18 protein-coding genes are annotated in these 23,291 nt (G+C 57.9%); 8 read left to right on the forward strand and 10 right to left on the reverse strand.

Annotated features, from left to right (window positions below):
* Positions 1-202: 202 nt before the first annotated feature.
* From EI290_RS18685 to EI290_RS18695, 3 genes are all read right to left on the reverse strand, one after another.
* A complete protein-coding gene (locus EI290_RS18685) occupies positions 203-937 on the reverse strand; it encodes a hypothetical protein (RefSeq protein ID WP_125433186.1) in 735 nt (244 codons plus the stop codon).
* A complete protein-coding gene (locus EI290_RS18690) occupies positions 934-1,731 on the reverse strand; it encodes a prolipoprotein diacylglyceryl transferase (RefSeq protein WP_125433187.1) in 798 nt (265 codons plus the stop codon). Before EI290_RS18690 ends, EI290_RS18685 begins: the two co-directional genes overlap by 4 nt.
* A 241-nt stretch (positions 1,732-1,972) precedes the next feature.
* Positions 1,973-3,001: an SDR family NAD(P)-dependent oxidoreductase gene (locus tag EI290_RS18695; RefSeq protein WP_125433188.1), complete on the reverse strand. Its 1,029-nt coding sequence runs from the start codon at positions 2,999-3,001 to the stop codon at positions 1,973-1,975.
* Positions 3,002-3,220: 219 nt separating this feature from the next.
* On the opposite strand from EI290_RS18695, the gene EI290_RS18700 reads away from it, so the two are divergent.
* On the forward strand, positions 3,221-3,682 hold the full coding sequence (locus tag EI290_RS18700; RefSeq protein WP_125433189.1) for a hypothetical protein: 462 nt from the start codon (positions 3,221-3,223) through the stop codon (positions 3,680-3,682).
* A 189-nt stretch (positions 3,683-3,871) separates the two neighbouring features.
* Here the strand turns inward: EI290_RS18700 and EI290_RS18705 are convergent, their stop codons facing one another.
* Positions 3,872-4,642 carry a sulfite exporter TauE/SafE family protein gene (locus EI290_RS18705; RefSeq protein ID WP_125433190.1) on the reverse strand — a complete coding sequence of 257 codons (771 nt, stop codon included), beginning with the start codon at positions 4,640-4,642 and terminating at the stop codon, positions 3,872-3,874.
* A gap of 264 nt (positions 4,643-4,906) precedes the next feature.
* On the opposite strand from EI290_RS18705, the gene EI290_RS18710 reads away from it, so the two are divergent.
* From EI290_RS18710 to EI290_RS18735, 6 genes are all read left to right on the forward strand, one after another.
* Entirely contained in the window at positions 4,907-5,548 is a 642-nt protein-coding gene (locus EI290_RS18710; protein ID WP_125433191.1) for a CatB-related O-acetyltransferase, read from the forward strand.
* Positions 5,549-5,886: 338 nt separating this feature from the next.
* The gene (locus tag EI290_RS18715; RefSeq protein ID WP_125433192.1) at positions 5,887-6,945 is read left to right on the forward strand and encodes an LLM class flavin-dependent oxidoreductase; all 1,059 of its coding nucleotides are present in this window, start codon (positions 5,887-5,889) and stop codon (positions 6,943-6,945) included.
* 256 nt (positions 6,946-7,201) lie between these two features.
* Positions 7,202-9,688: a TonB-dependent receptor gene (locus EI290_RS18720; protein WP_125433193.1), complete on the forward strand. Its 2,487-nt coding sequence runs from the start codon at positions 7,202-7,204 to the stop codon at positions 9,686-9,688.
* Between the two features lie 107 nt (positions 9,689-9,795).
* Complete coding sequence (locus EI290_RS18725) at positions 9,796-11,028, forward strand: PepSY-associated TM helix domain-containing protein (protein ID WP_125433194.1); 1,233 nt, start codon at positions 9,796-9,798, stop codon at positions 11,026-11,028.
* Positions 11,029-11,126: 98 nt separating this feature from the next.
* The gene (locus tag EI290_RS18730) at positions 11,127-12,167 is read left to right on the forward strand and encodes a bile acid:sodium symporter family protein (RefSeq protein ID WP_125433195.1); all 1,041 of its coding nucleotides are present in this window, start codon (positions 11,127-11,129) and stop codon (positions 12,165-12,167) included.
* Positions 12,168-12,344: 177 nt separating this feature from the next.
* Positions 12,345-12,794: an ankyrin repeat domain-containing protein gene (locus EI290_RS18735; RefSeq protein ID WP_125433196.1), complete on the forward strand. Its 450-nt coding sequence runs from the start codon at positions 12,345-12,347 to the stop codon at positions 12,792-12,794.
* 426 nt (positions 12,795-13,220) lie between these two features.
* Here the strand turns inward: EI290_RS18735 and EI290_RS18745 are convergent, their stop codons facing one another.
* Positions 13,221-15,920 (reverse strand): MGH1-like glycoside hydrolase domain-containing protein, encoded by a 2,700-nt coding sequence (locus EI290_RS18745; protein WP_125433198.1) that lies wholly within the window; start codon positions 15,918-15,920, stop codon positions 13,221-13,223.
* 364 nt (positions 15,921-16,284) lie between these two features.
* On the opposite strand from EI290_RS18745, the gene EI290_RS18750 reads away from it, so the two are divergent.
* On the forward strand, positions 16,285-16,695 hold the full coding sequence (locus EI290_RS18750; protein ID WP_125433199.1) for a hypothetical protein: 411 nt from the start codon (positions 16,285-16,287) through the stop codon (positions 16,693-16,695).
* A 79-nt stretch (positions 16,696-16,774) separates the two neighbouring features.
* Here EI290_RS18750 and ygiD read toward each other — a convergent pair whose 3' ends face one another.
* The 5 genes from ygiD to EI290_RS18775 all read right to left on the reverse strand — a co-directional run bounded on the left by ygiD (position 16,775) and on the right by EI290_RS18775 (position 23,225).
* Positions 16,775-17,608 carry a 4,5-DOPA-extradiol-dioxygenase gene (gene ygiD, locus EI290_RS18755; protein WP_125433200.1) on the reverse strand — a complete coding sequence of 278 codons (834 nt, stop codon included), beginning with the start codon at positions 17,606-17,608 and terminating at the stop codon, positions 16,775-16,777.
* 839 nt (positions 17,609-18,447) lie between these two features.
* On the reverse strand, positions 18,448-20,682 hold the full coding sequence (locus EI290_RS18760; RefSeq protein ID WP_125433201.1) for a xanthine dehydrogenase family protein molybdopterin-binding subunit: 2,235 nt from the start codon (positions 20,680-20,682) through the stop codon (positions 18,448-18,450).
* Positions 20,679-21,701, reverse strand: a complete 1,023-nt coding sequence (locus EI290_RS18765; RefSeq protein ID WP_125433202.1) for an FAD binding domain-containing protein — start codon at positions 21,699-21,701, stop codon at positions 20,679-20,681. The genes EI290_RS18760 and EI290_RS18765 overlap by 4 nt, the downstream gene beginning before the upstream one ends.
* Before the next feature lie 84 nt (positions 21,702-21,785).
* On the reverse strand, positions 21,786-22,331 hold the full coding sequence (locus EI290_RS18770; RefSeq protein WP_125433203.1) for a (2Fe-2S)-binding protein: 546 nt from the start codon (positions 22,329-22,331) through the stop codon (positions 21,786-21,788).
* A 315-nt stretch (positions 22,332-22,646) separates the two neighbouring features.
* Positions 22,647-23,225, reverse strand: a complete 579-nt coding sequence (locus tag EI290_RS18775; RefSeq protein WP_125433204.1) for a Crp/Fnr family transcriptional regulator — start codon at positions 23,223-23,225, stop codon at positions 22,647-22,649.
* Between the last annotated feature and the right edge of the window lie 66 nt (positions 23,226-23,291).

The raw sequence follows: 23,291 nt of genomic DNA on the forward strand, positions 1-23,291 counted from the left end.
TGCCACTGCGAGTCAGTAAGGGGTTGGTAGCCATCAACCATAATGCCCGTGGAAGCCTAGGAACTCCCCGCGCAACTTACTGACTCGTTTCTTTTTAGCCCCTACCTAATTCCCAAACACGCTCTTAGAATACTACGCAATGTAATTTATACGTGTAGAAAACTACTGATTTACCTATAGCTAAGAGCACCATACGGATACCTTATTTAACTAGCAAGTGTTTCTTTTTCAGCCTTCGGTATCTATTTCGTTCTTGCTTCATTCTCATTGCCTCCCCATGGGTCACTACTCTCGAAGCAATAGTTGCACCACCATTCATCCATGAATGAAACGGAATACTTGCATAAAAATATTTACTCCTTTCTTTTTCGTTTACAACAATCATTAGTTCCTTTATGAACTTCTCTAAAATATCAGCCTCAGGGACATTGACTTGCACTGAGGGAGTCCAGTAATTTTTGAACTTGTAGTTATTCTTTATTTTATCTTCAATAATATACTCGATACCATCAAAGCCATTTTCCCAACCATTGATATACTGACTGCTAGGCATTTTTCTAATTCTGAATTTATCTATAACATGAAGTATTTTGACACAGGTCAGAGAATCTAAATCATCTTTGACAACAAAATATCTATCTGTGGCCTCTTCTCCATCAGGAATATATTCTTCTACCCAATGAATGAGACTACCACCTAATTTGCTTTCGTTGCGCCAAACTTCTAATACTACTTCATTCAACCACGCCCTAAAAAATTCACTTTTCACACTTTTCTCAATATCTTCTGCGCCGACTCTTTTTCTTAGTTCACTATAATACTTATACCAAAAATCATCTATACCAATACTGTCCTTCTGAGCAAATGACTGACCTGCTGCACTTGTTGATAAAATCACAAGAATTGCAATTATAAGAATAGCAATAACCGACTTCATATAACCTTAAATTTATTTCTATTCCTTTTCTTAAAATATTGTCCCTCCCGTCCAAACAACCACCCGTAATACCCCAGTCCAGCCACGCAGGCCCACTGGATGGCGGTGAGGCCCCAGCCAGCCGGGGCGGGCGTGGGTTTGAGGAACTCCACCAGCAGACGGAACAGCAAGTAACCTACCATAAAAAACCGGAACCGCCAGCCATTGGGCAGCGGCCCGCGCCGCTCCCGCAGCCAGAGCAACACGCCCAGCAGCAGTAGCCACAGGATTTCGTAGAGGTTGGTGGGGTGGCGCAGCACCCCGTCGCCGAAGTTGATGGCCCAGGGCAGCGTGGTAGCCGTGCCGAAGGTGCCGTCTTCGAGGCCGGAGAGGTGGCAGCCCAGCCGCCCGATGGCCATACCCAGCAGCACCGGAAACATCATCAAATCACCGCTGGACGTGGTGACGCCGAGGCGTTTCTTGGTGAGCTCCACTCCTATCAAACCGCCCAGCAGGCCGCCCACGATGGTTTTGTTGGTGAAGTAGTACAGCCAGCCGCCGGGCGGGTGCAGCAGCAGTTCCGGGTGCAGCAGCAGTTCCGGGTGCTCCAGCAGCCCCAGCACCCTGGAGCCCAGCAATGCCCCGGCCGCGCAGCCCACGAATATCCAGAGGCGGTGTTCCTCCGAAATAGGGTCGTGGGTGCGGCGGCGCAGGTGTTGATACACCCGAAAGCCCACCGAATACGCCAGCACCTCCAGCAGCAAATGCACCGGCAGCGTGACTGGGCCCAGGGAAAGATGGACGGGGTAAGTCAAATGGGCTGGCCGTTTGTTGTCCGTTGCTGGTTATCTGTTGTCGGTGGCAATGATACGAAGAACGTCATTCCCTAAAGCACGTCATTCCGAGCGGAGCCGAGGAATCTCGCGTGCTGATGCCTGCATACAATTGCAACATCAGCAGGCGAGATTCCTCGGCTCCGCTCGGAATGACGAGTTATGGTAAAGCTAATTCAGCTGCGAGCAACCTATAACCGACAACTGACAACCAGCAACTCAATTACCGCTCGTTGTTTTCGGCTTCGGCTTCGCGGGTGAGGGTAGTAAGGGGTGAGCGAGTCAGGGCGGATTCTGACTCCCGGCCAAAGCGCCGCTCGTTGCCCAGGTGCCGCTCGGCGGGTCCGGGCAGGACGCGGTTAGCCCAGCTGAGCAGGTCGGCGGTGGTGCCGGGCAGTAACCCGTGGAAGGCAGCCAGCAGTTTGGCCGGTAGCCCCAGTATCACTTCGGCGTCGCCGCGGCGGCAGGCGTTCCAGATTTCGCGCCCGGCCCGGTCGGCATCCATTGAAATGGCGGGCAAGGAATCAGCAATGCTGAACCAGGCATATTCCTTCTCGTGCTGGCCCTTTACTATTGCATTGCGGGGGCTGCCGGTACGCATCAGGCCGGGGCATACGGTGGTAACCTGTACCCCGTATTGCAGCAGCTCGGCCCGGTAGCTTTCCGACAGACCCACCAGGGCAAATTTGCTGGCGCAGTACGGGGCCAGATGGGGAACGGCCACCTTACCGCCCACGGAGGCAATATTAACGATGCGTCCCTCGCCCCGGCGGCGCATGGCAGGCAGTACGGCCTGCATGGCGTGCAGAGGGGCCCAGAAGTGCGTATCCATTGAATCCTGATAGTCACGCAGCTCGATATTATCCAAAGGGCCCGCCGTGATGATGCCGGCATTGTTTATCAGCACATCGATAAAGCCCAGCTGCTGCTGTACCTGCTCCACCAGCGCCTTCACATCGGCGGCGGCGGTCAGGTCGCAGGGCAGGGCCAGGACCTGGGCTCCGTCCTGGGCCAGTTCCTGGCGGGCCCGCTCCAGCTCCTCGGCGTCGCGGGCACAAATGGCCACTTTGGCCCCATCGGCCACCGCCTGCCGGGCCAGAATCAGGCCCAGGCCGCGGGAGCCGCCCGTAATCAGTACCACCCGGCCGGCCAGGCTATAGGAGCCCCGGCGGTTGGCGTAGAGTGTGGCAGCCAGCAAGCCAACGGCACTGGCCGCAGCCACCAGCAGGGAGTTACGGGTATCGGGTTTCATACGCAGAAACAAATGGAATGGGAGAACAGGGGGTTGTAAGCAGATTGGGGCGGAAAGGTTGCGGCGTTTATACCGGGTACCGTATATTTTTTATCTTCTGGTGGAATACAACCGGCAGCGGCGGCGTTCTGGCAGTCAGTTCGCAAAACTGGCATCATCTTTACTGCTGCAAACCCGAACCGGCACTGCCTGCTGGCTTCGTCTCTTTAGCTTGTACCCATGAAAATTACTTCGGTAGCCGCCGTGCTTTTTCTGGCGGCAATGCCGGCCGCGCTGGCCCAAACTGCTCCAGCGCGGCCAAAAGCGCCCGCCAAACCTGCTGCCCCCACTCCGGCCCGCCCGCCCGTTAACGAGCAGCAGGTTACGGCCCGGGCCACGGCCCTCACGGATAATATGCAGAAGGCCCTAGCCCTGAATCCGCAGCAACTTGAAAAAGTGCGCCAAATCAACCTCATCAGCGTGCGGGGAGTGGAAACTGCCCGCCAGACCTACCGCCAGGACATGCGCAAAATGGCCGGCGTGGTCGACGATATTGGCCAGTCGAGGCTGGAAATGCTCAAGGAGGTGCTAACACCTGCTCAGTTTGATAAATATCAGCGCAAGCGGGAGGAAAAGATGGGAATCCCTAGCTCGCAAGGAGCCCAGGGCAATCCGGCTCCCGGCCTGCCGGGGGGGGAATAAGGCAGCAGCATTCTGACCAAGCCCGACGACTCATTCCTTTTTTTCGGGGCGCGGCTTTTGGGAAACAGAAAGCCCCTGACGGCCATGCGGGCCTCAGGGGCTTTTGCGCGCGTTGGTGCCGGGAGCTTCCTTCGTAAGGGAAGGCCTGCATCGTCGGGCCTCCTCCCCAGCACAGGCTCACCACTTCGCTCACTTACTCACTATCTGCCAGCCCAGCTTCAGAATAAATACGCTGACTACCACCAGAAACAGCCCGCGCACAAAGCCGGTGCCGTGGCGCAGGGCCAAGTGCGCCCCCAGTGTGGAGCCTACCACATTACTCAGGGCCATTGGCAGGGCTACGGCCCACAGAATCTGGCCGGTATAGGCGAAATAGGCCAGGGCGGCCAGGTTGGTAGCCACGTTTACCAGCTTGGCCGAGGCTGAGGCAGTAATGAAGTCGTAGCCAAACAGGCCCACAAAGGCAAAGAGCAGAAAGGAGCCGGTGCCCGGACCAAAAAAACCATCGTAGAACCCAATGCCCATCCCTACCAGCGCCCCGTACAGCGGCTCCAGTTGTGGGGGCAGTTTGGGGGCGTGCAGAGAGCCAAAATCTTTGCGCCAGAAGGTGTACATGGCAATCAGCACGAGCAGGCCCAGCACTAGTGCCGGCAACAGCTCCTGGGGTAGCAGGCTAACCACCCGCGCGCCCAGAAACGAAAATACCCCCGCCACTGCCGCTGCCGTTCCCACGGCTCGCCACCGTAGCGGCACCTGCCCGGCATAGCGCCGCAGGGCCGCCGCCGTGCCCAGCAGCGAGGATACTTTGCCTGTTCCTAAAATGGTAGGAACCGGGGTGCCTTGTAGCAGCAACAGCATGGCGGGCAGTTGAATGAGGCCGCCGCCACCCACAATGGCATCAACCAGGCCTGCCAGAAAAGCGGCCCCGCACAGCAGTGCCAGCGTAAAAAATGAAATCATAGGCGGCGAAGGTACAGCGCCGGACAGCTTCATTTGCCTGCTCCCGGTATATACTCTCCGCGGCCCGGCCATTGGCATACGCTCACGGCCCAACAGCCAGCGGCCCTCCCCCGGCACCCGGTTCCACCCGGCCAGCTACGCAGGAACTGGCGCCGCACTGCCTGAGCTGCCCCACTCAGGCTTCTACTTTTCAAGAAAGTACGCTCCGTTTCAGCCTTTCCTCTGCAACTTGCCCACCTTACTTTCTGCTTTCCTATACGCTCCATGCACGGTCCTGATCCTGCCACCCTCCACCCGCTGCCCCACCACCGCAAGCTGGTGTTTCTGAAAAACCTGGTTACCCGCCCCACCATTCTGGTAGGCGACTATACCTACTATGATGACCTGGAAGACCCGGCCAACTTCGAGCGGAACGTCCTCTATCATTTTGACTTCCTGGGGGACCGGTTGATAATCGGCAATTTCTGTGCGCTGGCATCCGGGGTAAAGTTCATTATGAACGGCGGCAACCACGAAACTGCGCCGGTTACCACCTATCCGTTTGCCATTTTCGGGGGTGGTTGGGAAGCGGCCATGCAGGGGCAGACGGTGGCAGAAAAATATCCCTCGAAAGGCGACACCGTGGTGGGCCACGACGTCTGGATCGGGCATGAGGCCACCATTATGCCGGGCGTTCATATTGGCAATGGGGCCATTGTGGCTACCAAGGCCGTCGTAACGCGCAACGTGCCGGCTTACGCTGTAGTGGCTGGCAACCCTGCCCAGGTAGTACGCTCCCGGTTTGATGCGGATACCATTGTCCGTCTGCAGCAGCTGGCCTGGTGGTTCTGGCCAGCCGAAAAAATTACGCGCCATCTGACCTTACTTCTGGCGGCTGATGTGGACGCCCTGGAACAGGCCGAGTAGAACGTGTACCCCGGAGCCGTACTGCGGCCTGCCAGAACGTGCACCCTGGAGCTGTGCTCGGCTCACGCGAGGAAATCAGGAGCCCAGGTTGCGGACAAGTGCTACCTGCCCTGCCTGGGACATGGCAGTGAATACCAAAGCCCGTCATTCCGAAGCCCGTCATTCTTCGGCTCCGCTCGGAATGACGGTTCTTTTGTGTAACTGTCTATTCAGCCTGGTGCGGGTTGGAGTAATCTGCAACTTAAACTAAGCAGCCTCTCCCACAGATTGAAGCCGGGCTCCGGGGCTTAGCTTTGGACGGCGCAAACTTCCTGGCCCGGCCGGGTGTTGTAGCTGCTATGAAATCTGAAATAACTCCTTCTCCTATACAGCTCAGCGTACTCGACCAGTCGCCGGTACCGCTGGGCCGCACCCCGCACGAGGCCTTGCAGCACACCGTGGAGCTGGCGCGCCTTGCCGACCGCCTGGGCTTTACCCGCTTCTGGGTGTCGGAGCATCATAACACCCGCACACTGGCCGGCTCGGCCCCGGAGGTGCTGCTGGCCCGCCTCGGAGCCGAAACCTCGCGCATTCGACTGGGCTCAGGTGGGGTGATGCTGCCCCATTACGCAGCCCTGAAAGTGGCCGAGAACTTCCGCCTGCTCGAGGCACTCTACCCGGGGCGCATCGACCTGGGCATTGGCCGGGCCCCCGGCACCGACCGGATAACGGCCCACGCCCTCAACCCCCACAATGCCTTCCGCGACGAGGATTTTGCCGAGCAGTTGATGGATCTGCGCGCCTTCCTGCGCGACGAGGTGGTGGAAGACACCATCCATGCCAGGGTGAAGGCTGCCCCGTTTGTTGATACCGTACCGGAAATGTGGCTGTTAAGTTCCAGTGGCCAGAGTGGGCTGTTTGCCGCCCACGTTGGAGCCGCCTTCAGCTTTGCCCATTTCATCAATCCCAACGGTGGCCCCCGCATGGTGCAGACGTACCGGGAACGGTTCCGGCCCTCACCCGAGTTGCTGGCTCCCCAGGCCAACGTGGCCACCTTTGTGGTGTGCGCCGATACGGCCGGCCACGCCCAGGCCCTGGCTGATAACCTGGCCCTGCAGATGCTGAAGCTGGAAACCGGTCAGTTTACTCCCATCGAAGCCGTGGAAACGGTGAACGTACGCACCCTGTCGGCTGATTTGCAGGCGCGCTTGGCCTACCATCATACGCGCATAGTGAGCGGCACCCCTGATAAGGTAAAGGCTGAGTTGGAGCAGCTAGCCGCCGCATACGGCGTGGACGAAGTAGTGGCCGTTACCATTACCCACGACTACAACGACCGGCTTCGCTCCTACGAGCTACTGGCCGATGCTTTTGCCTTACACGTTCCTGCCCCTCGGCCCCTTGCCAGCGCAGAATAGAAAAAGAGTTATCATACCGTATTACGCAAGGCCTGGCTGCTAGCCAGGCCTTTTGCTTTTGCTAAAAAGTAAGTCAGGCTGGCATAAATACGTGGGATGCTGTCCTGTACAATTTGGAACCACTTTATATTATACCACTGCTTATCAACGCATTAAATATGAATATGGAATTTTTCTAAAGAACTATTTTGAATCTATCTAAATAGAGCTGAGTTTTGCATTGTTTTAAATCAGTCTAAACAAGCAACCAGCTTAGATGTCCCGTTCTCTACCCCTCCTCCTGCTCCTCTCTCTTTCCTCCGCTGCACCAGCACTAGCCGCCGAGCCAATCCCACACGATAATGCGCATCACGGCGACGACACCGCACAGCGGGGCCGCCTGGCCGGCCGGGTTGTGGATGAGAAAGGGGAGCCAGTTGAAGGGGTAACCGTGGCGCTGAAGGGTACGTCCTTCGGAACTACTACGGGCACGGATGGGTCGTTTCGGCTCTCGGCTCCGGCCGGCACGTACCAGCTGGTGGTGAGCAGCCTGGGCTACCGCTCCCAGGAAATTACGGCAACCATTGTGGGTGGTGAAACGGCTACCCTTCCTGCCTTTACCGTTAGCCGGAGCCAGCAACAACTGAACGAGGTAACCATTACCGGCAACCGCAGCCTCAATGAGCGGCCCGTGGCCATTGGCAAGCTGCCCATTGCCCCCCTCGATTTGCCCCAGAGCACTTTCACGGTGGAGCGCCAGACGCTGGAGCAGCAGCAAGTGCTGCGCCTGAGTGACGTACTGGCCAACGTGAGCGGCGTGTACGTGAGCGGTAATACGGGCGGCTACCAGGAGGAAATTTCGGGCCGCGGCTTTGCTTTCGGGAGCAGCAACACGTTCAAGAATGGGGTGCGCTACAACAACAGTATCCTACCCGAAACCAGCTCCCTAGAGCGGTTTGAGGTGCTGAAGGGCAGCAATGCCATCCTCTACGGCAACGTGGCCGCCGGCGGTGTGCTGAACCTGGTTACCAAGAAGCCTCGCTTCGAGCAGGGCGGCTCCATTGGCTTGCGCGTAGGCAGCTACGACTTTTACAAGCCCACGCTGGATGTGTACGGGGCCGTAAATGGCAGCGAACAGGTAGCCTTCCGGGTGAATACCACCTACGAAAACAGCCGTAGCTTCCGCAGCGAGGTGAAGGGGGAGCGGTTCTACGTGAACCCGTCCCTGCTTATCAAAATCGGGGGCAAAACGGATTTTCTACTGGAAGGTGATTACCTGAAGGATAACCGCACGCCCGACTTCGGCATTGGGGCTATCAACTACCGGATTCCCGAGGTGTCCCGCGGCCGCTTCCTGAACACCAGCTGGGCGAATATCGGCACGGAGCAGAAATCGGCTACGGCTACCCTTACGCATCATCTCAACGACATTTGGCAGGTGCGTGGGGTGGCCGCTTACCAGGGTTTCAGCAATGCGCTGCGCTCGGCCTCCCGGCCCAGCAACGTGCGCGACCGGGTAGATGTGTTTGCGGGAGTCGACAAGAATGGCAAGCCCGTGAAAGTCCTCACCGGCAGCCCGGCCCTCTACGGCAACCAGGTACGCAGTCTGCAAGCCAGTGAAACCAGGGAAGACTACTTCCTGGGCCAGCTGGACGTAACCGGCAAAGTGCGGACTGGTTTCCTTAAGCACACCGTGCTGGTGGGCTTGGACGCCGATAAGTACAACACCCGCGCTATTGCCTACAATGCCATTGCCCGCTACGATTCCATTAACATTTTCGAGCCGGAGCGCTACACCGAAAACAGCACCGTGCCCACCTTCACCCGCAACACCCGCACCTACTCGCCCATTCGGCGCGTGGGGGTATACGTGCAGGACCTCATCGAAATTACGGAGAAGCTGAAGCTGCTGGCCGGCGTGCGCTACAGCTACCAGGAAACCGGCAGCTTCCAGTACGCCTACGCCAAGCAAACCAACACCCGCACCAAACGCTACGACGACGCCTTCTCGCCCCGGTTGGGCCTGGTGTACCAGCCGCTGAAAACTTTGTCAGTTTTCGCCTCCTACGCCAACTCCTTCAACACCAACGCTGGCGTAGATAACACCGGTGCGGCGTTGCCGCCCTCCCTCATCGACCAGTACGAGGTGGGCGTGAAAAACGAGCTGTTCAACGGGCTGCTTTCGGCCAACGTAACGGCCTACCGCATTGTGAACAGCAACCTGGCTCAAACTATTGACGCCAGAGCCTCCAATTACAACGCCAACATACCCACGGCTCAGGAGCTGGCCGGGGAGGTAACCAGCAAGGGCGTTGAGCTGGACGTGCAGAGCAAGCCCATGCAAGGGTGGTCGGTGATTGGGGGCTACAGCTACAACCGCACGGCCTATACCAAGAGCAGCATGTACGTTGTGGGTAGCCTGCTGCGCTACAACCCCAACCACACGGCCAACGCCAGCGTGTTCTACACCTTTGATAACAGCCTGCTAAGTGGCCTGAACCTGGGCCTGACCACGCTTTACATTGGAGAGCGGCAGGCCGGCCGCAGCACCCGTGTAACCGTACAGGGTGACAACTACCGCCTGATTCCGCTGCCCGCCTACACCCAGCTCGATGCCTCCGTGGGCTACACCTACGACCGGCTGAGTCTGCGGCTGAAACTATCCAATGTGCTTAACAAGCTTAGCTACAATGTGCACGACGACAACAGCGTGAATCCCATTGCCCCCCGGCAATTCTCAGCTACATTGGGCTACCGCCTTTAAGTGAGTGAGTGAGTCAGTGAGTGAGTGAGACAAACCCGGAAGTAGCTGGCTGCAACCGGTTGCTTCCGGGTTTTCATTCAGGTTTTTGACCCGTGTTTTTTTGAGTTATGAAGATTTTTTTTCGCAACATTCACCTCTACCTCAGCCTGGTTTCGGGGCTTGTAATTGCGGTTGTGTGCCTGACGGGGGGTATCCTGGTTTTTGAGAAAGACCTTGAGCAGGCCTGGCACCCAGAGCGGTATTTCGTACAGCCCGCCTCCACCCCGGCCCTGCCGCTAGCTCGCCTGCAAGCGGCCGTGCGCGCCTACAAGCCCGATGCCACACTTGCGGGTATAAAAGTGTACGCCGACCCAACCCGCACCGTGGAGTTCAGTCTGGCTGGTGGCCCGGAGGGTGGCAAACAGCCCGCTGCTGGGGCAGAGGAAAAGCGCGGCCTCCGGCAAGCTGGCCGGGGAGGCAAGGGCCCCGAGGGCAAGGGGGGAAAAGGCGGTGAAGGCGGCCGGGGACCTACTGTGTTTGTCAATCCGTACACGGCGGCCGTTACCGGGGAGCTAAACTACCGCGAGTCGTTTTTCTTCACAGTAATGGCCCTACACCGCGGCATGGTGGGTGGCCCCATTGGCAAGCTCGTAGTGGGCGTAAGCACCCTGCTGTTCCTGTTTATCATTGGCACCGGATTGGTGCTGTGGTGGCCGGCCAGCCGCAACGCCGTGAAGCAGCGGCTGCAGCTAAAGTGGAGCGGGGGCTGGAAGCGCCTCAACCACGACCTGCACATTGTGCTGGGCTTTTACTCGGCCTTGTTCTTGTTTGTGTTTGCTTTCACGGGGTTGGCCTGGTCGTTTGAGTGGTTCAACAAGGGCATTTATGCTCTCACCAACTCGTCCATGGAGCGCCCCGAGCCACCGGTTTCGGCTGCCCCGACCGTAGCGGCTGCCCCAGCCGGCACGCTCACTGCCGAAGCGGCCCTGGTCCGCGCCCGGGAGTTGGCTCCGGTGGCCGTTTCGTACGCCCTGCAACTGCCCAAGGACGCCACTGGCAGCATTCGGGTAGCCACGCTCCGGCCCGGTGCCAGCTACGAAAATGCCACCGATGAAGTATACCTGGATCAGTACTCGGGCCAGGTGTTGCGTCAGCAAACCTATGAGCAGCGCAGCCTGGGCCAGCGGGTGCGGGGCATGTTCAAGCCGGTGCATACCGGCTCCATATTTGGGTGGCCTTCCAAGCTTATCAGCGCCCTTGTGTGCCTGCTGGGCGTTACCTTTCCTGTTACGGGTGTTATTCTGTGGCTGAACCGCCTGAAGAAAGAGCGGAAGAAGCTTCGGCGGGTAGCGGTGGCCTGACCCGGGCCGCCTGCTGGCAGGCAGCTTTCTTACTCCTCATCCGTACTGCCACAAGCGCCGGGCTGCTGTTGCCTGGCGCTTGTGCTTGCTACCTGCCCATGAACCAGCCTACGTCTCTCGCACCTGCTCCCCTTCCGCCCACCCAAAACCGCCTGGTAGCCATGTTGCGCCGGGCTGGCTTACTCGACTGGTTTTTACTGGGGCTGATAAGCGTGGTGGCCCTGGCTTACATGATGCCGGACCTTGGCAGCAAAAGCAGTCCGGTTCCCTGGAAAGCAATTACCATGGCCGGGGTAGCGCTTATTTTCTTTTTTTATGGCCTGCGGCTGAGCATGGAAAAGCTGCGGGCCGGTCTGCGCAACTGGCGGCTGCATGTGGTGGTGCAGCTGATTACGTTTGTAGTATTTCCGGTACTGGCGCTACTGTTCCGGCCATTATTTGAGGGCGTGAAGGGCGTGCAGCTCTGGCAAAGCATCTTTTTCCTGTGTACGCTACCCAGCACGGTTTCCACCTCGGTAGTGATGGTAAGTATTGCCCGGGGCAACCTGCCGGCCGCCATTTTCAATGCCAGCATCAGTAGCCTGCTCGGCATTGTGCTTACCCCGCTCTGGACCGGCCTGCTGCTGCATACCACCACCGACGGCGGGCATTTGTGGGGGCTGGCCCTGAGCCTTACCTGGCAGGTTATACTGCCGGTAGTGGCGGGGGTATTGCTTAACCGGCGGTGGGGGGCGCTTGCCGAGCGGCACAAGGGCCGCCTGCGCATCTCCGACCAGCTTGTGATTCTGTTGATTGTGTTTACGGCTTTCTGCGAATCGTTTGCCGAAGGCATTTTCCGCAGCTATGCGCCCACCGATGTGGCCCTGCTGGCGGTGGGTATGGTGGGGCTGTACCTGGCGGTATTTGGAGCGGTTTGGGCATTGAGCCAGCTCCTAGGCTTCTCCCGCCAAGACCGGATTACCGCCCTGTTTTGTGGGTCCAAAAAGTCGTTGGTTCATGGCAGCGTAATGGCCAGCCTGCTGTTTCCGGGGATGGCCGCCACCGGATTGCTGCTGCTGCCCCTCATGCTTTACCATGCCCTACAGATTATTCTGGCCAGCATGATGGCTCAACGCATGGGCCAGGTGGCCGAAGCATAGCGCAACGCTACTCCTCGTACGAGTTATGGGTATCTCATTCGGTCCGCACCACAGGGGAATAAACCGACGAGCAGGTTGGCACTTTTCCTGGCTATCCGGATTCCTCAAAATTGGGATATACTGGCTATGCGCGTGTATATTTGAACGTATGTTCCTCACTCGCCCGTATTTCCCGGCATGAAAAAACTTCTTCTCGGTTTAACTCTATTTATAGCTACCCTATCGTTTGCACAGGCCCAAACTGCCACGCAGAAAGTGTACGCGGCCGTCGTCAAGAATCAGCCGACGGCGGTAGATGCCCTGCTCTCGGCCGGGGCCGATGCCAATGCTCCGGTGGAGATGGTGCCTGGCTTTCCGACTACTTTTCTGGTACTAGCCGCTGGCAATGGCCATTTGGAGGTGGTGAAAGCCCTGCTAAAAAACAAAGCCCAGGTAGATAAGCCCGACTCCTTCGATGTAACCCCCCTGATGGCAGCAGCAGCTCAGGGCAGCCTCGATGTGGTACAGTTTCTACTGGCTAGCGGAGCAAACCCCAAAGCCAAAGACAAGGATGGCAAGGATGTGCTGGCCACGGCCAAGGAAGGCGGAAACGCCGATGTGGTAAAGCTCATTCAGAGTAAGCTGTAGTTTTTGCACTTAAGCAATACAAAAGGCCGGAACCAGCTTTCCGGCCTTTTGTATTGTGGCAGTATCCACCGGCCCGGACCCCACCCATTGATCCGGCTGAGAGAGTACATGGGCGCGGCAGCAATCCGCAGAAATGTTTTGTACAAAGACAGTATTTCTTGCTACAAATTTTATATCAACGGAACTATACCTATCCGTATTGGCTTTAGCAGCCGAAACAATCTTACACCAACTATATGCTTGATACCCAACTGACTAAGGCCGGATTTTTTGAAATATCCGACACAGTTGAGCCCCACCAACCTGGTACCACTTACGTACGGCCCCGGGCGCTGGAAACCGTCCGTATTTTTATTCCGGCTGGCAGCTCAGAGGTAGCGGTGTATGCAGGGCCCTTACGCAACAGCCGCCTGGTATTTCGGGGGCCTATGGAGCAGGCGCTACGCCTGCCGTGGCTGCTCCCGCTGTCCAATTAGCCGCTTGGCTGTGCGGCTTCTGGTAGCGCAGCAACCGCACAATCAAGCCGGTCCAGCCGGTCTGGTGGCTGGCACCCAGCCCCCTACCCGTGTCACCATGAAAGTATTCGTGGAAAAGCAGGTAGTCACGGAAATGAGGATCCGTCTGGAGCAGCTCGTCATGGGCAAAGGCCGGACGGCGGCCGTGCTCGTCCTGCAGAAACAGCCGGGCCAGCCGCCCCGATAAGGCCTCGGCAATTTCCTGTAGGGTAAGGCGCTGCCCGGAGCCGGTAGGATACTCTACCCGGAATGAGTCGCCGTAATAGGCGTGGAACCGTTGCAGCGACTCGATGATGAGGTAGTTGATGGGAAACCAAATGGGGCCGCGCCAGTTGCTGTTGCCCCCAAACATGCTGCTTTCGGCTTCGCCGGGCACGTACTGCACCGTAAAGTCGGTATCGGGGGTGCTGTACACGTAGGGGTTGTCGAGGTGGTAGCGCGACATGGCCCGGATGCCGAAATCGGAGAGGAACTCCTGCTCATCGAGCATACGCTTGAGTAAGTGGCGCAGGCGGCTGCGGCGCAGCAGGCTCAGCAAGTGCCGGGCACCCTTGCCCTGCTCCTGCCAACGGGCCACCAGCTGGGCCAGGTGGGGCCGGTTTTCCAGCAGCCAGCGGGCCCGCTCCGTAAACTCGGGCAGCGAGTTGAGCAATTCCTCGTCAATCACCTCCACGGCAAACAGCGGAATCAGGCCCACAATGGAGCGCACGCGCAACTTGGTTCGGGCATCGTCGGGGGTGTGCAGCACATCGTAGTAAAACTGGTCCTCATCGTCCCAGAGGTTGAACTGCCCGTCGCCGCCCCGGGTCATGGCGTCGGCAATGTAGAGGAAGTGCTCGAAGAATTTGCCGGCCATTTCCTGGTATACCGGGTTGCGGCCGGCCAGCTCCATGGCCATGCGCATCATGTTCAGGGCAAACATGGCCATCCAGCTGGTACCGTCGCTCTGCTCAATGTAGCCACCGGTGGGCAGCGGGGCGCTCCTATCGAACACCCCAATGTTATCCAGCCCCAGGAAGCCGCCTTCAAAAATGTTCTGCTCGCTTTTATCCTTCCGATTCACCCACCAGGTGAAGTTCAGCGTCAGCTTATGAAAAACCGCTTCCAGAAAGGCTATATCTCCTTCGCCGCCGTGGAGCTTTTTATCCATCTGATATACCCGCCAGGTAGCCCAGGCGTGTACCGGCGGGTTCACGTCGTTCAGGTTCCACTCGTAGGCGGGCAGCTGGCCGCTGGGGTGCAGGTACCAGTCGCGGCACAGCAGCCGAAGCTGGTTTTTGGCAAAGTCGGCATCTACCATCGCCAGCGGGATACAGTGAAACGCCAGGTCCCAGGCCGCATACCACGGATACTCCCACTTGTCCGGCATTGAGATGATATCCTGGTTGTGCAGGTGGCGCCAGTTGCTGTTGCGGCCCTTGCGGCGGCGGGCGGGCAGGCGGGGCAGGGCGGGGTCCCCATCCAGCCACTGCGTCACGTCGTAATAGTAGAACTGCTTGCTCCAGAGCATCCCCGCAAATGCCTGCCGCTGAATGTTGCGCATGTCGGCCGAGGGAGGCAGCTCCTCCTGCATACACCTGTAAAAGTCGTCGGCCTCCTGTTGGCGGGCCGCCACCACCTGCCCGAAATCCGAGAAGGGGGCCGTTAGCTGATCTTGACTCAGGCGCAGGCGCACCACCCGGGCCTCGCCGGGCCCGAGGAGGAGCGAATGATGCACGGCCAGCTTGGTGCCGCACTGCTGGGGGTTGACGGCCGTAACATCCCCTTCCACCAGATAGTCGTTGATACCATCCTTGAAGTAACGTCCACTGCTGGTGGGCCCGAATGGGTCACCGGTACGCAGGTAGTTCGTGTCGTTGTCGCAAAAAAGCAGGGCGGCGGGCTCGTCGCAGTACACGTGGTAGCGGCCCAGGGCGGGGTGGTCGGCCAGGGCACCCTGGGGGCCGGTGGCCTGCAGGGCTGGTACCGGGGCCTCATAGCCCCAGGCCCAGGTGTTGCGAAACCAGATGGTAGGCAATACGTGCAGGGGCGCGGCCTCGGGGCCCCGGTTGTGGGCAGTTATTTGCAGCAGCACATCATCGGGGCCGGCCTTGGCATACTCAATGAACACATCGAAGTAGCGGTTCTCGGCGAAGATGCCCGTGTCCAGCAGCTCATACTCAGGCTCCAGGCGGGTGCGGCGGCCGTTTTCCTGGCGCAGCTCCTCGTACGGAAACTCCCGCTGCGGGTACTTATACAGCATCTTCATGTAGCTGTGGGAAGGCGTGCTGTCGAGGTAATAATACAGCTCCTTCACGTCCTCGCCGTGGTTGCCCTGGCCGTTGGTGAGGCCGAACAGCCGCTCCTTCAGCATCTCATCCTGCTCGTTCCAGAGGGCCACGCTCAGGCACAGGTGTTGCCGGTCATCGGAAATACCACCCAGGCCTTCCTCGCCCCAGCGGTAGGCTATGCTGCGGGCCAGGTCGTGGGGCAGGAAATTCCAGGCGTTACCGTCAGGGCTGTAATCTTCGCGCACTGTACCCCACTGGCGCTCCGTCAGGTAGGGGCCGAACTTCTTCCAGGGAGCTGCCCCGGTACGGTGTTCCTGTAGGCGTAGTTGTTCTTGCATCATGGCATCTGAGGGAATGCTCCAAGCGCAAAGGTACGGGTGCAGGCGCGACTGGTTGTCGATTTGCACAGTTTCAGGCCATCCAGCACCATTACCGGTCAATACTGACGAATATACCGGCACACGCCGACAGGCAGCGCGCAGGTCCTATGCTTCACGACCCCAGACTATTCGGTTTCGGTACGGCGCTATCTTTACCCGGTTTTATCCATATGCTCAGCCAATGCGGTTTTTCCTGCTTCTGAAACCCTGGACTTTGTTCCTGCTCACATGTATTCTGCCCTTTGGCCTGATGATGACTGGCAGTGTGGCGCTGTTTTTCGGACACCAGCGGCCAGCTGTTTTTCTCATCCTCTACTCCTGCAGTATGCTGCTACTACTTGGCAGCGTGTTTGGCTGGCTGTGGGCATTGGGCACCTACCTGGTCCGGCAACTACCCGAGGCTACAATACCCTCCGCGCGGTGGCTCCACGCGGCCCTGGCTATTCCCAGTGGATATATTTTACTGTTTCTGTCCGCACTAGCGCGCGTGTTTTCTACTTCCATGCCTTCTTTTAAGCCGGCGTGGGCACTGGCTATTGTGCCGCTGCATCTGCTGTCCATGGGCTGCATATTTTACAGCCTGTATTATGTGGCCCGGGCGTTGCGTAGCGTCGAGCTGCAGCGCCCGGCGCAGTTCGCTGAGTTCGTAGGCGAGTTTTTTCTGCTCTGGTTTTATCCGGTGGGCATCTGGTTTATCCAGCCGCGTATCAACCGGCTGGCTGGCCATGCGTTCTGATACGCCACAAGCTGCCTGCTAACAGGCCGCGTAAAAGTGAGGCGGCTTGCACGCCCCGGAGCTGAGTGCCGGCAGGCCTCTACCCTACCATAAACGTGCGCATACTCATGCCGCCGTAGCTCACCTCCTCGTAGGCGTGGCGAATGGCATCGTCTGGCTCGGCCAGGGCCAGGCTGTAGAGCATGGGAATGTAGTGGTCGGGGGTGGGTACGGCGAGGGGCCCGCTGGCGCCCGCCTGCTGATACTGGGCCAGCGCCAGCAGGTCGCGCTGGTCAATCTTGGCTTTGGCCCACTCGTCGAACTCCGCAGCCCAGGCATAGGGCGTGGCATCACCTTGCATGAGTTTGGGCATACTCTGGCGCAGGTTGTGCACAATGTTGCCGCTGCCCAGGATAAGTACTCCCCGCCGCCGCAGAAACTGCAGCTGCCGGGCCAGCCCGGCGTGGTAGGTAATGGGCTTGTAATAGTCAATACTGAGCTGGAATACCGGTATATCGGCCTCCGGGAAGATGTGGTGCAGCACCGTCCAGGTGCCGTGGTCGAGGCCCCACTCGTCGGTGGGGTGGGCGTCGGGCAGAGCTTCGAGCACCTCCCGGGCCACCTCGGGCGCACCGGGCGCAGGGTATTGCATAGCAAACAGCTCCTGCGGGAAGCCCCCGAAGTCGTGGATGGTTTCGGGCCGCTCGTTTATGGCCACAAAAGTGCCGCGCGTGAGCCAGTGCGCCGATACCACCAGCACGGCCCGGGGCGGCTGCAGGTTACGAATATCATGGCCCAGCTGGTGCAGGGTTTGGGTGAACGGGTTGTCCGCCAGGGCATTCATGGGTGAGCCGTGCCCCACGAAGAGCACGGGCATCTTGGCTGTTTTCTGAAAGCTGCTGGCGGTTGTATGGAGGTCTCGCAGTGAGTTCATAGCAGTAGCAACGGGCAGCGTACCAAGCTGGCGGCGCTGCATGGGGACATTGAGTTAACGATAACAAAAGTATCCGACACTGGGCAGCGGCGCCTTGATGTATGATAAGAAATGAGTTGATTAACTGTAATGCCCTTAGTAATTCTATATAAAGTTTTGCAAAATAGCGCCAACTGTATATATTGTGCATATTTCACTATAACACAAACACATAATGATACAAACACATAATCACACAGCTCAAATTAAATTGATAAATACAACATTTATATTATTATGTATTATCATATCAGCTTGCGAGAATAGAAGTAGATTGTCAGATAAAGCTAATATATATATGCACGACAGTCCATCGTTTATTACCATAATTCCAATTGATAGTTTAGCTCATAAATCAACTAATCATCAAGCTACAACCCTTTCACAAGGAGAATTACTACTACTCGACTCACTATTAGAAACCTATACCAAGGATACTAGGGGTAAATTTGCAGCAGACAAAGCCGGACATCCTACTCTTAACAGGGAACTTCAATCCTATAGGCGTCAGTATGTGCCTTATCAAGTTAACAATGAAAAAATAGTCTGGATTAATTGTTTTTGTGGAAGTGGTCATTCCAATTGGCGCAGAAAAATAGTTAACATGGTGGATGGAGGAAGCTGCTATTTCAACTTAACAGTTAATCTTACCAGAAAAAATTATACTTACTTCATCGTAAACAGTGAGGGCTGACTCAGTTTACTTATAAAATCATTTAATTACGGTTTTGCTACCACACACAACCGCCCCGCAACCTCACGGTTACGGGGCGGTTGTGTGTTACACAAAGCTGTTACGGTTACAGCAGCTTGTCAATCATAATGGGCAGGTCACGGACGCGCTTACCGGTGGCGTGAAACACGGCGTTGGCAATGGCCGCCGCTACACCCAGCATACCTACCTCGCCGATGCCTTTTACCCCCAGCGGGTTCACAATATCGTCTTCCTCCTCCACAAAAATAACGTCAATGTCATGGATGTCGGCGTTGACGGGCACGTGGTACTCGGCGTAGTTGTGGTTCATGTACCGCCCGAACTTGTGGTCCATGACGGTTTCTTCCATCAGAGCCATACTGATGCCCCACACCACGGAGCCCAGTACCTGTGAGCGGGCGGTTTTCTGGTTAAGGATGCGGCCGGCCGCCACGGCATTCAGCACGCGGGTAACATGCACGGTGCCCAGGTCTTCATCTACCTTCACTTCCGCAAACACCATGTTGTGGGAGTGCATGGAGTACGGCATCTGTTTCACCATATTGGGCATGGCGGAGCCATCTACCTCAATTTTGGCCTCCCCGCTGGCCTGCAGCACGTCGCGGAGCACAACGGCCTGGTTGGCGTCGGTACGCAGGCGGATCTGGCCGTTCACAAACTCCACATCCTCAAAATTGGCATTCTTGAGCGGGGAGCCTTCCATCTTCTGAGCCAGCTTCAGCAGCTTTTCGCCCAGGGCCTCACAGGTGTTCTTCACGGCAGTACCCACCGAGGCAGCCGTCCAGGAACCGCCCTGCAGCGGTGCTTCGGGCTGGTCGGTGTCGCCGAGACGGAAGGTTACGGCCTCAAGGGGCAGACCCAGCGTTTCGGCGGCAATTTGCGTCATGATGGTATAGGTGCCAGTGCCATTCTCGCCGGAGGCACTCAGGACCAGCAGTTTCCCATCGGCCGTAATGGTGGCTTTGGCCGCCGACTTCATCTGGGAAGCATCCCATGCGCCGCCGCCAATGCCCCAGCCTACTAGTTTGCCATCGGCGTCGCGCATGGAGCGGGGCTCCTGGGTGCGCTTATCCCAGCCAAACTTGGCGGCTCCCTGGTGGTAACAGTCGCGCAGCTTTTTACTGCTGAACGGCTTGTTCATGTTCTGGTCCTTCTCGGCGTAGTTGCGCAGGCGAAACTCCAGAGGGTCGAGGCCGGCGGCGTAGGCCATTTCATCCATGGCCACTTCCAACCCGATGGAGCCAGTGGCAGCGCCCGGGGCGCGCATATCCAGGGGAGTGTACACGTCTAGCTTGGCCAGTTGGTAGCCTAGCTTCACGTTGTCGCACTGGTAGAGCATACCGCTCCAGTTCACCACATTTTCGGTGTAATCCTCAAACTGCGAGGTTTCGTGGAGGGCATGGTGCTGCACGGCGGCCAGGGTGCCATCGGGGTTAGTGGCCAGCTTGAGGTACTGCAACGTGTGGGGCCGGTGGCCGAAGCTGAACATCTGCTGGCGCGTGAGCGTGACGCGCACCGAGCGTTTCAGCTCCAGAGCCGCCAGTACGGCCAAAAACACCTGATACTGGGGCCGCAGCCCGGAGCCAAACCCGCCACCCATGTACTCATTTACCACCCGACAGTTGTCCTTGCTCAGGCCGAAGATTTTGGTGAGGTAGGCCTGCACATTGTACACGCCCTGGGTTTTGTCGTAGGCCGTTATTTTGCCGTTTGCGTGATACTCAACCGTGGTGGCGAACAGCTCCATGGGGTTGTGGTGCTGAGTGCCGTGCACATACTCGGCCTCCATGCGGTGAGCTGCCTCTTCCCAGGCTTTGTCGGGGTTGCCGCGGGGCGGTGGCGGCGGCATGTAACCGGTTTTGCCCCGGCCCGGCTCAAACCCCTCCTGACGCTTGGTTTCCAGATTGGTTTCGTGCGGAGCCGCCTCGTACTCAATGCGCAATACCGAAGCGGCGTAGCGGGCCAGCTCGAAGTTTTCGGCCACAATAAGGGCTACCGGCTGCTGGCTGAACTTGATTTCGTTGTCGTGCAGGGGCCGGAAGGGCGAGCCGCCCGGAGCTACCTGGTCCTTGTAGCTCCTATCGAACCAGGCCAGGGAAGGCACATTCTCGTGCGAGAACACCTGGAGCACTCCCGGCAGTACCAGCACTTCATCGGCGTGGATTTTGGTAATTTTCCCTTTGGCAATAGGGCTACTGACCACCCAACCGTAGGTAAGACCGGGCACATTGTACTCGGCCGCGTAGGTAGCCGCGCCCGTTACCTTGGCCGGTCCATCAACACGGCTGGGGGCTTTCCCGATATAGTTGGTAGTGCTCATGGATTCGAGTTTAGAAAAACGTCGGATGCTTTTTGCGTGCCTTCGGCGGCTTGCTTGAGAGCCCGCACAATGGCGCGCCGGGCCAACTCAATTTTGAAGTCGTTGGACCCCTGACCCTGGGCGTTTTCTACCACCCTGGCGGCCACGCGGGCGAAGGTTTCTGCGGTGGCTGGCTGACCTTTCAGCAGATTTTCGGCCGCCTGGTCGCGCCAGGGCTTGTGGGCCACGCCCCCCAGAGCCAGCCGGGCATCGGTAATGATATGGCCATCCAGTTCCAGCGCCGCTGCCACCGAAATCAGGGCAAAGGCGTAACTGCTCCGGTCACGCAGCTTGAGGTAGCTGAAATTCTTGCTAAAGCCCTGGGCCGGCAGGTCGAGGCTGAGTATCAGTTCCCCGGGTTCCAGGGTATTGTCTTTTTCGGGCTCATTGCCAGGCAGGCGGTGAAAGTCCTCGAACGGAATACTCCGCTCCCCGTTGGGGCCGCTTACGCGCACAGAAGGAGCCAGCGCAGCCAGGGCCACGCACATGTCGCTGGGGTGCGTGGCAATGCAGGCCTCACTGGTACCCAGAATAGCATGGATGCGGTTGTAGCCGCCAATGGCCGAGCAGCCCGAGCCCGGCTCCCGCTTGTTGCAGGGCGTGGCCAGATCATAAAAGTAGTAGCAGCGGGTGCGCTGCATGAGGTTGCCGCCGTTGGTAGCCATGTTGCGCAGCTGGGGCGAGGCCCCGGCCAGGATAGCTTGGTTCAGCAGCGGATAGCGTTGCTTCACGTCCTCGTGCCAGGCTGTATCGGCGTTGGTGGCCATAGCACCCAGGCGCAGGCCCCCATCGGGCAGGGATTCAATGGCAGCCAGCGGCAGCTTACCCACGCTTACCAGGTGTGTAGGGCGCTCCACGTTTTCCTTCATCAGATCCAGCAGATTGGTGCCGCCCCCGATGTAGGCAGAACCAGGATGTTCGGCCTTCTCCTGCACGGCATCCCCAATGGCCGTTGCGCGGTGGTAGGTAAATGAGTTCATGTGAGTCAATTAAAAATTATGAATTAAAAATTAAGAATTGTGGCCTGAGCTACTGGCTGTTACGCGGTGCAAAACCGGCCATTTTTAATTCTTAATTTTTAATTCATAATTTTTAATTCCTTTATCCACCACTTCCTTCACGGCGTTCAGAATGCCTACGTAGGCTCCGCAACGGCAAAGGTTGCCGCTCATCAGCTCCCGGATTTCGGCCTCGGTGTGGGCCTTGCCTTCGTTAATGAGTCCCTGGGCCGAGCAGATCTGGCCGGGAGTGCAATAGCCACACTGAAATGCGTCGTGGTCGACGAAGGCTTGCTGCAACGGATGCAGATTTTCCTGGGTGCCCAGGCCCTCAATGGTGGTAATTTCCTCGCCCTCGTGCATGACGGCCAGCGTCAGGCAGCTGTTGATGCGCTTGCCTTCCACCAGCACCGTACAAGCCCCGCACTGCCCATGGTCGCAGCCTTTTTTAGTACCCGTCAGGTGAAGGTATTCGCGCAGAGCATCCAGCAACGTAGTCCAGGGGGCAATTTCGAGTGTATGCAGCTGGCCATTGATGGTGAGGCGGACCGTACCGGCCGGTGGAGGCGCGGCCAGGCCACCGGCTGATGAAGTAGTCGGGTGCTGAATCATAAAAGAATAGCTATGGTGAGGAGTGAAAGGGTGTTGAGGCCCTGCCAGTGAGGTTGTCTGACTGACGTACGCTTTTCCAGTTGCGTACGTTATGCTCAGGCGCGCATTTCTCCACTCTATAATCCTATATACAGCGGCTGCCCCGCGTGAACTAGCAGATATCAGCCGGTTTACCGGGTAAGCAGATTCATTCTAAATTTCCGAAGAGCAGCCAGAAGCTCAACAGTATAGCAGCGCCAAGCTACGGGTATGTTTCTATGCACACCCCGATAAAGCGGTAGGCACCAGTGAAGCGTTGAGGCCAGCCCCCGGAGTTTACTGCCGGGCCCACTCACTGCGGATCCGGCTCAACGACTCAGGGGTAATGCCCAGGTAGGCTGCAATGTGCCGCTGGGGCAGGCGGCGGGCCAGCGTAGGGTACAGCTGCAAAAACTCCTGGTACCGTACTTCGGCCGGGGCACTCAGTACGCCAATCAGGCGGCGCTGCATAGCTACCAGGCTATTCTGCAGCAGCTGATAGAAAAATGCCTGAAACCCGGGCCCGAATGCCTGAAAGCGGGTATAAAAGTCGGCCCCAAACACCAATACCTCGGAATCTTCCAGGGCATCAATGGAAAACAGCGCCGGTACATGGCGCAGCAGGCTGTGCTGGTCAGCAATCCACCACTGTTCGGGGGCAAACTGCAGAGCGTGCTCCTTTTGCCGGGTGTCGGTAACGTAGCTGCGCAGGCAACCCTGCACTACAAACGCCCCAAAGCGGGCTACTTCTCCCTGTCGTACCAACTCCTCCCCTTTTGCCAGATGCCGGGGCGTAAGCAAACCCGCCAGTTCAGTGAACTGGGTTTCGGTGAGCAACAGCTTATCGTGGAAATACGTCCGGAGGGCGTCGGGCATAGTGAAGAATGGGGGTGTTCTACCTGCAAGATGCTTGTTTAGGCACTTGCAGCGCGCAGAGGTTTT

The sequence above is a fragment of the Hymenobacter metallilatus genome (genome assembly GCF_003944705.1).
Classification (GTDB): Bacteria; Bacteroidota; Bacteroidia; order Cytophagales; family Hymenobacteraceae; genus Hymenobacter; species Hymenobacter metallilatus.